Source organism: Kitasatospora sp. NPDC033851 (assembly GCF_055576085.1).
The window spans coordinates 169,630-176,670 of the sequence record NZ_JBVIRL010000017.1 but is presented as its reverse complement, the minus strand read 5'-3'; the positions used below and the strand labels follow the sequence as shown (position 1 = coordinate 176,670).

Below are 7,041 nucleotides of genomic sequence, written 5' to 3'. Positions count from 1 at the left end.
GCGGGCCGCCACGCCCCGGGGGCGCCCCCTGTCGGGGCGGGGGCCGGGCCCCCCCCCGGCCCGGCCCGGGGCCCCCCCCCCCGCGGCCCCCCCGGGGGGGGGGGCCCCCGCCTGCCCGTTCGCCGGGGGCGCCAAACGTGATCTGTTCAGCGGAAAATCCCCGGTCGCTCTGGGTGGCGCCGTGCTACAGTCGAGTCAGTTGCAGTTTTGGTTCCCATGAACGTGTATGTGCGCCTGCTGGTACCAACCAACAGGCGCATTTGTTTTGTCCGGTGTTTCAGTCTCCGGATGGGGATCGCGGCTACTTGGGGATTCACGAGGTGTGGATTCCTGATGCCCCAGTATGAGGAGACGGTTATGGCTACCGGCACCGTGAAGTGGTTCAACAGCGAAAAGGGCTTCGGCTTCATCGAGCAGGATGGTGGCGGCGCTGACGTGTTCGCCCACTACTCGAACATCTCGGCTCAGGGCTTCCGTGAGCTGTTCGAGGGCCAGAAGGTCGAGTTCGACGTCACGCAGGGCCAGAAGGGCCCGCAGGCCGAGAACATCCAGATCATCGGCTGACGTCAGCTCCACGCTGACTCGCGATCATCGCGAAGCTGGGGCCCGCACCGCATGGTGCGGGCCCCCGTTCATGCCGCCGTACGGCCGGGGCGGCGCACTCCCTTCCGACGGCCGACCAGTCCGCACACCGCGGGCTTCAGACCGACGGATCGGAGATCCCATGACCACCCCTGCCCGCCCGCCGCGCGACCGCGGCCCCCGCACCACCGACCAGTCCCGCCGCAACGCCGGCGGCGGCGACCGCCTGCGCAAGCCGCGCGGCCGCACCGGTGCCCCCAAGCAGACCGGTGCCCCCAAGCAGACCCGCGCCGTCGCGCCCGAGGCCGCCGACTTCACCGTGGTCCAGGGCACCCCGGCCCGCCCCCCGGCCGCCACCTTCGCCGAGCTCGAGCTGCCCAAGGCGATCCTCTCCACGCTCGCCCGCCAGGGCGTCACCGAGCCGTTCCCGATCCAGGGCGCCACGCTGCCCGACTCGATCGCCGGACGCGACGTGCTCGGCCGCGGCCGCACCGGCTCCGGCAAGACCCTGGCCTTCGGCCTGTCGCTGCTCGCCCGTACCGCCGGGCGCCGCGCCGACGCCCGGTACCCGCTGGCCCTCGTCCTGGTGCCCACCCGCGAGCTGGCCCAGCAGGTCACCGAGGCGCTCACCCCGTACGCCACCGCCGTCAACCTGCGGATCACCACCGTCGTCGGCGGCATGTCGATCAACCGGCAGGCCAACGCGGTGCGCCGTGGCACCGAGGTCCTGGTCGCCACCCCGGGCCGGCTGGACGACCTGATCGGGCGCGGCGACGTCAACCTCTCCGACGTGGCGATCACTGTCCTGGACGAGGCCGACCAGATGGCCGACATGGGCTTCCTGCCGCAGGTCAGCAAGCTGCTGGAGCAGGTCGCCGAGGGCGGGCAGCGGATGCTGTTCTCCGCCACCCTGGACCGCAATGTCGACCGGCTGGTCAAGCGCTTCCTGACCGACCCGGTGACCCACTCGGTCGACCCGTCGGCCGGCGCGGTCACCACCATGGACCACCACGTCCTGCAGCTCGAGCCGACCGACAAGGCCTCCGCCACCGCGCACATCGCCTCCCGCGAGGGCCGCGTGATCATGTTCGTGCACACCAAGCACGGCGCCGACCGGCTCGCCAAGCAGCTGCTCGCCAACGGCGTGAAGGCCGCCGCCCTGCACGGCGGCAAGTCCCAGCCGCAGCGCAACCGGGTGCTCGACCAGTTCCGCGAGGGCCACGTCACCGCGCTGATCGCCACCAACGTCGCCGCGCGCGGCATCCACATCGACGGCCTGGACCTGGTCGTCAACATCGACCCGCCGATCGACCACAAGGACTACCTGCACCGCGGCGGCCGCACCGCCCGGGCCGGCGAGTCCGGCACGGTCGTCACCCTCGTGCTGCCCGAGCAGCGCCGCGAGGTCAACCGGCTGATGACGGTGGCCGGCATCCGCCCGACCGTCACCAAGATCCGCCCCGGCGACGCCGACCTGGCCCGGATCACCGGCGCCCGCACGCCGAGCGGCGTCCCGGTCACCCTGGCGGTGCCGGTGGCCCAGGCTGCCACGGGGGCCCCGGCCGACTCGGCGGGTTCGGCGGACGAGAAGCGCGCCGGGTCCAAGAACGGGTCCCCGCGCCGCCGCTCCGGCAAGCGCTCCGGGCTGCCCGCCGACGTCGACATGAACGGCAACCCGCGCCGCCCCCGCCCCAAGCAGCGGATGGGCGCCGCCGCCGCCCAGGGCGACCGCCCCCAGGCGGCCGGCTTCATCGGCCGCTCCTCCGGTCGCGCCAAGCCGGGCAGCGGCACCAAGTCCGGCTCCAACTACGGGACCGGGCGCCAGCGTCGCAAGACGGACTGACGACCGTCCGAGCCCGCCGAACGGGCCCCGTGCCTCCCCTGTCGTGGGGGGCGCGGGGCCCGTTCCGCGTTCCGGGGCCGACGGCCGCGACAGCGCCTGTCCGCACCCAGGCGGCCGCGGCACCGCTGCCCGCGTGTGGTGAAACTGCCCGCTCGCGGTGAAACTGCCGCCCGGGGCAACGGTGCTGGTCAGCCCCGATCGCACCGGCAGCTTCCGCCTTACTGCCGGTTGACGGTCGATCACGAGGCCCCGAAGCTCTCACCCGGCCCACACATCTGCCACACCGTCAACACGGTGCGGCCGAGGGTGAGTCGACGTGATCCGCCAACCGGAAGGACGACCGTACCGATGCGCCGAACCTCCGCACTTCTGACCGCCGCCCTGCTCGCCGGGGCCGCCGCGCTCACCGCGCCCGCCGCCGACGCCGCCGAGAGCACCACCCGGAACGCGCCGTCCGCGTCCGCCGCGCCGACCACCAATGCCCTGACCGCCGGAAGCTGTACCGTCGGCCGCAACGGCTACGGCTTCGTCGGTACGTGCACGGGCATCGACCCGCAGCAGACCTGGCGCGTCGCGGGCACCTGCCAGAGCATCGGCAGCAACGGCTTCCCCGTCTTCTCGGGGACGTCCAGCGGCTGGGCCACCGGCAACGTCACCGCCACCGCGGGGTGCTTCTTCCCGGCGATGCCGACCTCCGGCTGGATCGTGTACGGCTCCCCGGTGCCGGCGGGCCCGGTCGGTCAGATCAGCGGCTACGTGAACAAGTGCGCGGACGTGCGCGGCGGCAGCAACGCGAACAGCACGCCCGTCCAGATCTGGGACTGCACCGGCGCCGCCAACCAGACCTGGAGGGTCGGCACCGACGGCACCATCCGCGCCCTCGGCAGGTGCCTGGACGTCCAGGGCGGAAACACCGGCAACGCCACCCTGGTGCAGATCTACGACTGCAACGGCACCGGCGCCCAGCAGTGGCAGGTCCGTCCGGATGGCTCGCTACTCAACCCGCAGTCCGGCCGCTGCCTGGACGACCTCGGCTTCTCCACCACCAACGGCAACCAGCTCGGCATCTGGGACTGCAACGGCGCCGCCAACCAGAAGTGGAACCTCCCGGCCTGACCGCCGCTCCCGGTCCGCCGCCCCGCGCCACACGGGGGCGGCGGACCGTTCCGCGTCACACCGCTGCCACCGCCGCCGCCGCCGGAGTCAGGGCCAGGGCCGGGGCCAGGGCCGGGGCCGGGGCGAGGGCGCGCAGCCGCTCCTCCGTCTCGGCGTCACGCGGGGCCATCACGATCAGCTGCAGGCCCTCGGCGGCCAGCAGCACATGCTGGTCGATCCGCAGCAGGCCCACCGCCTCGTGCCGGAGGACCTTCTCGGAGCCGGAACGCTCGGCGACCTGGTGCTCGTCCAGCCAACGGTCCGCCTCCGCGTACTCGCCGCGCATCTGCTGGATCATCCGGGCCAGATGGCGCCCCACGGCCGTCGTCTCGCCACCGCGCTCGGCATAGGCGGAACGCAGCTGCGCCAGGAAACTGCGGGCATGCTCCTCCCAGTGCTCGACCCGGGCCCGGTGCACGGGGTTGCCGAACACCACCCAGGCCAGGTTGCACTCCTGCGGCGGCCGGCCGGTCAGGCCGAACAGCGCGTCCGCGCCCGGATTCCAGGCCCGGATGTCCCAGTTGGCGTCCATCACGAAGGACGGCGCCGGCCACTGCGCGTGCATCAGCCGCAGCAGCGGGACCGGGACGTCCCCCGGCGCGGCCACCTCCCCGTCCTGCGGGTGACTGCCGGACAGCCGGAACAGGTACGCCGTCTCCGCCCGGTCCAGCCGCAGCGTCCGGGCCAGGCTCGCCAGCACCTCCGGGGACGGATGGATGTCCCGCCCCTGCTCCAGCCACGTGTACCAGGTCACCCCCACCCCGGCGAGCAGCGCCAGCTCCTCCCGCCGCAGCCCCGGTGTGCGCCGCCGCACCCCCGGCGCCAGCCCCACGTCCTGCGGCGTCAGCCGCGCCCGGCGGCTGCGCAGGAAACTCGACAGCGCCGTACGGCGCTCCTGGGCGTCCTCCACCTCGACCATCTCCCCCGTCCTCCCTGGTAGTCGAACTACCAGTATTCCCACGCACTGCTGCGGACCGCCCGTTCACGCGAAGCTTGATCACGTCAACGGATCGCACGCAAGGGAATTCCGATGAGCAACCGTCAGCACCGTACTCTCCGCCGCACCCTGGTCGCGGCCGCATTGACCACCCTGCTGGGCGCCGCCGGCGCACTGCCCGCGGCCTCGCCCGCCGCCGCGTCGCCCGCCAACTGCCCGGCCCCGGCCGTGATCACCGGCCACGCGCCCACCGTGGTGCCCGAGGCGGGCGCCTGGGACGCCTCCCACCACCGCTTCCTGCTCGGCTCGCTGCGGCACGGCACCGTCTCCGCCGTCGGCACCGACGGGAGCGTGCGCACCCTGGTGCAGGACCCCGCGCTGACCGAGGTCGCCGGCCTGCGGGTCGACCCCGTCCATCGCCGCGTCCTGGTCACCGACCTCGACAACGGCGTCGGCGAGCACAGCAGCCCCGCGACCCTCGGGAAGATCGCCGGGATCGGCGCCTACGACCTGGACACCGGCCGCCGCCTCTTCTACACCGACCTCGCCGCCGTCGCCGCCGACGGCGGCAACCACCTGGCCAACGACATCGCGGTCGGCCCCGACGGCACCGCCTACGTCACCGACTCCTTCGCCCCCGTCGTCTACCGGGTGGCGCCGGACGGCACCGCCTCCGTCCTGCTGCGGGACCCGCGGCTGACCCCCGCCCCGGGTTCGTACGGCCTCAACGGCATCGTCCTGCGCGAGGGCCGGCTGATCATCGGCAAGTGGGACGACGGCACGCTGTGGCAGGTCCCGCTGTGGAACCCGGCCGCCGTGCGGCAGGTCGAGGTGGACGCCGGGGCCGCGTCCCTGCTCCACCTGGACGGCCTGCTCGGCCGCCCGGACGGTTCCGTCGCGGGCGTCACCAACGCCCTCCTGGGGGCCGGCCGCGACGCCGAGGTCGAACTGCGCTCCGACGACCACTGGCGCACCGCCCGCCTCACCGCCGTCCGCCCCTCCGTGGACGCCACCCCCACCGCGCTCATCGCCGGCCCGGCGGGCCGCGTCTACCAGCTCTCCGCCGGCCTCGGCGACGCCATCGCGGGCCACCCGACGGACGCTTTCACCCTGCGCCGGATCTGACCCGGCGCCGCCCGACCCCGGATCGCCTACGGCCCGGCTCCCGCTCACCCGGGGGCCGGGCCGTACGCGATCCGGCCGGATCGGCCGGGCGCGCGGCCTGCCGGGGCCGTTCCCGCGCCGTGTCGTACAAGCTCCGTGCGTGTGCGAATCTGTGGCGTGATCTTGGCCTTACCCGTTGACCGTGAACATGGCGTGCCCGAGGCTTTCGCGCGGCCCGCACAAAGATCGCATCTTCACCGCGAATACTTCACATGCGGGCCGGTCGGTTCACCCTCTCCGGAAGGACTCCCCCCGTGCGTCGTACCGCCGCCCTGTTCGCCACCGCCCTGCTCGCCGGAGCCGCCGCGGTCACCGCGCCCGCCGCCGGTGCCGCCGAGAGCACCACCCGTAACGCGTCGGGCGACACCACCCCGGGCCCGGGCGGTGTCGGGAGCTGCACCGTCAGCGGCACCGGCTGGGGCCTCTCCGGCACCTGCACGGGCCTCGACCCGCAGCAGACCTGGATGGTCGGGATCACCTGCCAGGGCCTCCCCGACAGCAACGGGTTTCCCACCTACTCGTACGGGATGAGCGGCTGGGTCACCGGCAACACCACCGCCACCGCGGGGTGCTCCGGTATGGCCACGGGGGGCTGGGGCGGCGTCTCCTTCGGTCCGGCGGTCCCGGCGGGCCCGGTCGGCCAGATCACCGGCATCGCGGGCAAGTGCCTGGACGTGCGCGGCGGCAGCAACGCCAACGGGACCCAGACCCAGATCTGGGACTGCCTGGGCAACGTGAACCAGACCTGGAAGGTCGGCGCCGACGGCACCGTCCGGGCCGTCGGCAACTGCCTGGACGTCGAGGGCGGGCGCACCGGCAACGGCACCCTGGTGCGGACCTGGGAGTGCAACGGCAGTGGCGCCCAGCAGTGGCGCCCGCGGGCCGACGGCGCGCTGGTCAACCCGCAGTCCGGCCGCTGCCTGGACGTCCGGGGCGTCTCCAGCGCCAACGGCGCGGTCCTGCAGATCTGGGACTGCTTCGGCGCCACCGCCGCCAACCAGATCTGGCACCTGCCCGTCTGATGCCCGCGGCCGGACCGTCGACCGGATCACCCTCACCCCCGAGGAGCCCCGCCGTGCGTCGCACCGCCGCCCTGTTCGCGGCTGGATCGTGACCGGCTCGCCCGTCCTGGCGGGCCCGGTCGGTCGGATCAGCGGGTGCGTGAACAAGTGCGTGGACGCGCGCGGCGGCAGCAACGCCAACGGCACGCCCGTCCAGATCTGGGACTGCAACGGCGCCGCCAACGAGAAGTGGAACCTCCCGGCCTGACCCGCACCACCCCCACGGCGCGGGGGGGGGCCCCCCCCCCCCCCCCCCCCGGCCGGCCCGGGGGGGGGGGGCGCCGGCCGGCGAGGGGTGT

The 7,041-nt window shown here is 74.0% G+C and carries 7 protein-coding genes; 6 read left to right on the top strand and 1 reads right to left on the bottom strand.

Going from position 1 to position 7,041, the window contains the following annotated elements:
- Positions 1–357 precede the first annotated feature (357 nt).
- The 3 genes from ACZ51D_RS28885 (at position 358) to ACZ51D_RS28875 (ending at position 3,541) form a co-directional block, all read left to right on the top strand.
- Positions 358–564 carry a cold-shock protein gene (locus tag ACZ51D_RS28885; protein ID WP_380651267.1) on the top strand — a complete coding sequence of 69 codons (207 nt, stop codon included), beginning with the start codon at positions 358–360 and terminating at the stop codon, positions 562–564.
- A 160-nt stretch (positions 565–724) separates the two neighbouring features.
- Complete coding sequence (locus tag ACZ51D_RS28880) at positions 725–2,425, top strand: DEAD/DEAH box helicase (RefSeq protein WP_465618494.1); 1,701 nt, start codon at positions 725–727, stop codon at positions 2,423–2,425.
- A gap of 348 nt (positions 2,426–2,773) precedes the next feature.
- Positions 2,774–3,541, top strand: a complete 768-nt coding sequence (locus ACZ51D_RS28875) for a ricin-type beta-trefoil lectin domain protein (RefSeq protein ID WP_465618496.1) — start codon at positions 2,774–2,776, stop codon at positions 3,539–3,541.
- Between the two features lie 55 nt (positions 3,542–3,596).
- On the opposite strand, the gene ACZ51D_RS28870 is transcribed toward ACZ51D_RS28875, so the two are convergent.
- Positions 3,597–4,499: a helix-turn-helix transcriptional regulator gene (locus ACZ51D_RS28870; protein ID WP_465618498.1), complete on the bottom strand. Its 903-nt coding sequence runs from the start codon at positions 4,497–4,499 to the stop codon at positions 3,597–3,599.
- Between the two features lie 111 nt (positions 4,500–4,610).
- Between ACZ51D_RS28870 and ACZ51D_RS28865 the strand changes: the two genes are divergently transcribed.
- From ACZ51D_RS28865 to ACZ51D_RS28855, 3 genes are all read left to right on the top strand, one after another.
- Positions 4,611–5,642 carry a hypothetical protein gene (locus ACZ51D_RS28865; protein ID WP_465663861.1) on the top strand — a complete coding sequence of 344 codons (1,032 nt, stop codon included), beginning with the start codon at positions 4,611–4,613 and terminating at the stop codon, positions 5,640–5,642.
- 293 nt (positions 5,643–5,935) lie between these two features.
- Positions 5,936–6,703 (top strand): ricin-type beta-trefoil lectin domain protein, encoded by a 768-nt coding sequence (locus ACZ51D_RS28860; RefSeq protein WP_465663860.1) that lies wholly within the window; start codon positions 5,936–5,938, stop codon positions 6,701–6,703.
- A 139-nt stretch (positions 6,704–6,842) separates the two neighbouring features.
- A complete protein-coding gene (locus ACZ51D_RS28855; RefSeq protein ID WP_465663859.1) occupies positions 6,843–6,950 on the top strand; it encodes an RICIN domain-containing protein in 108 nt (35 codons plus the stop codon).
- Positions 6,951–7,041 lie beyond the last annotated feature (91 nt).

What these genes read in the sequence shown, in the direction of transcription:
- ACZ51D_RS28865 (WP_465663861.1), top strand. Translation starts at nt 4,611, where the DNA reads ATGAGCAACCGTCAGCACCGTACTCTCCGCCGCACCCTGGTCGCGGCC.
- ACZ51D_RS28880 (WP_465618494.1), top strand. Translation starts at nt 725, where the DNA reads ATGACCACCCCTGCCCGCCCGCCGCGCGACCGCGGCCCCCGCACCACC.
- ACZ51D_RS28885 (WP_380651267.1), top strand. Translation starts at nt 358, where the DNA reads ATGGCTACCGGCACCGTGAAGTGGTTCAACAGCGAAAAGGGCTTCGGC.
- ACZ51D_RS28875 (WP_465618496.1), top strand. Translation starts at nt 2,774, where the DNA reads ATGCGCCGAACCTCCGCACTTCTGACCGCCGCCCTGCTCGCCGGGGCC.
- ACZ51D_RS28870 (WP_465618498.1), bottom strand. Translation starts at nt 4,499, where the DNA reads ATGGTCGAGGTGGAGGACGCCCAGGAGCGCCGTACGGCGCTGTCGAGT.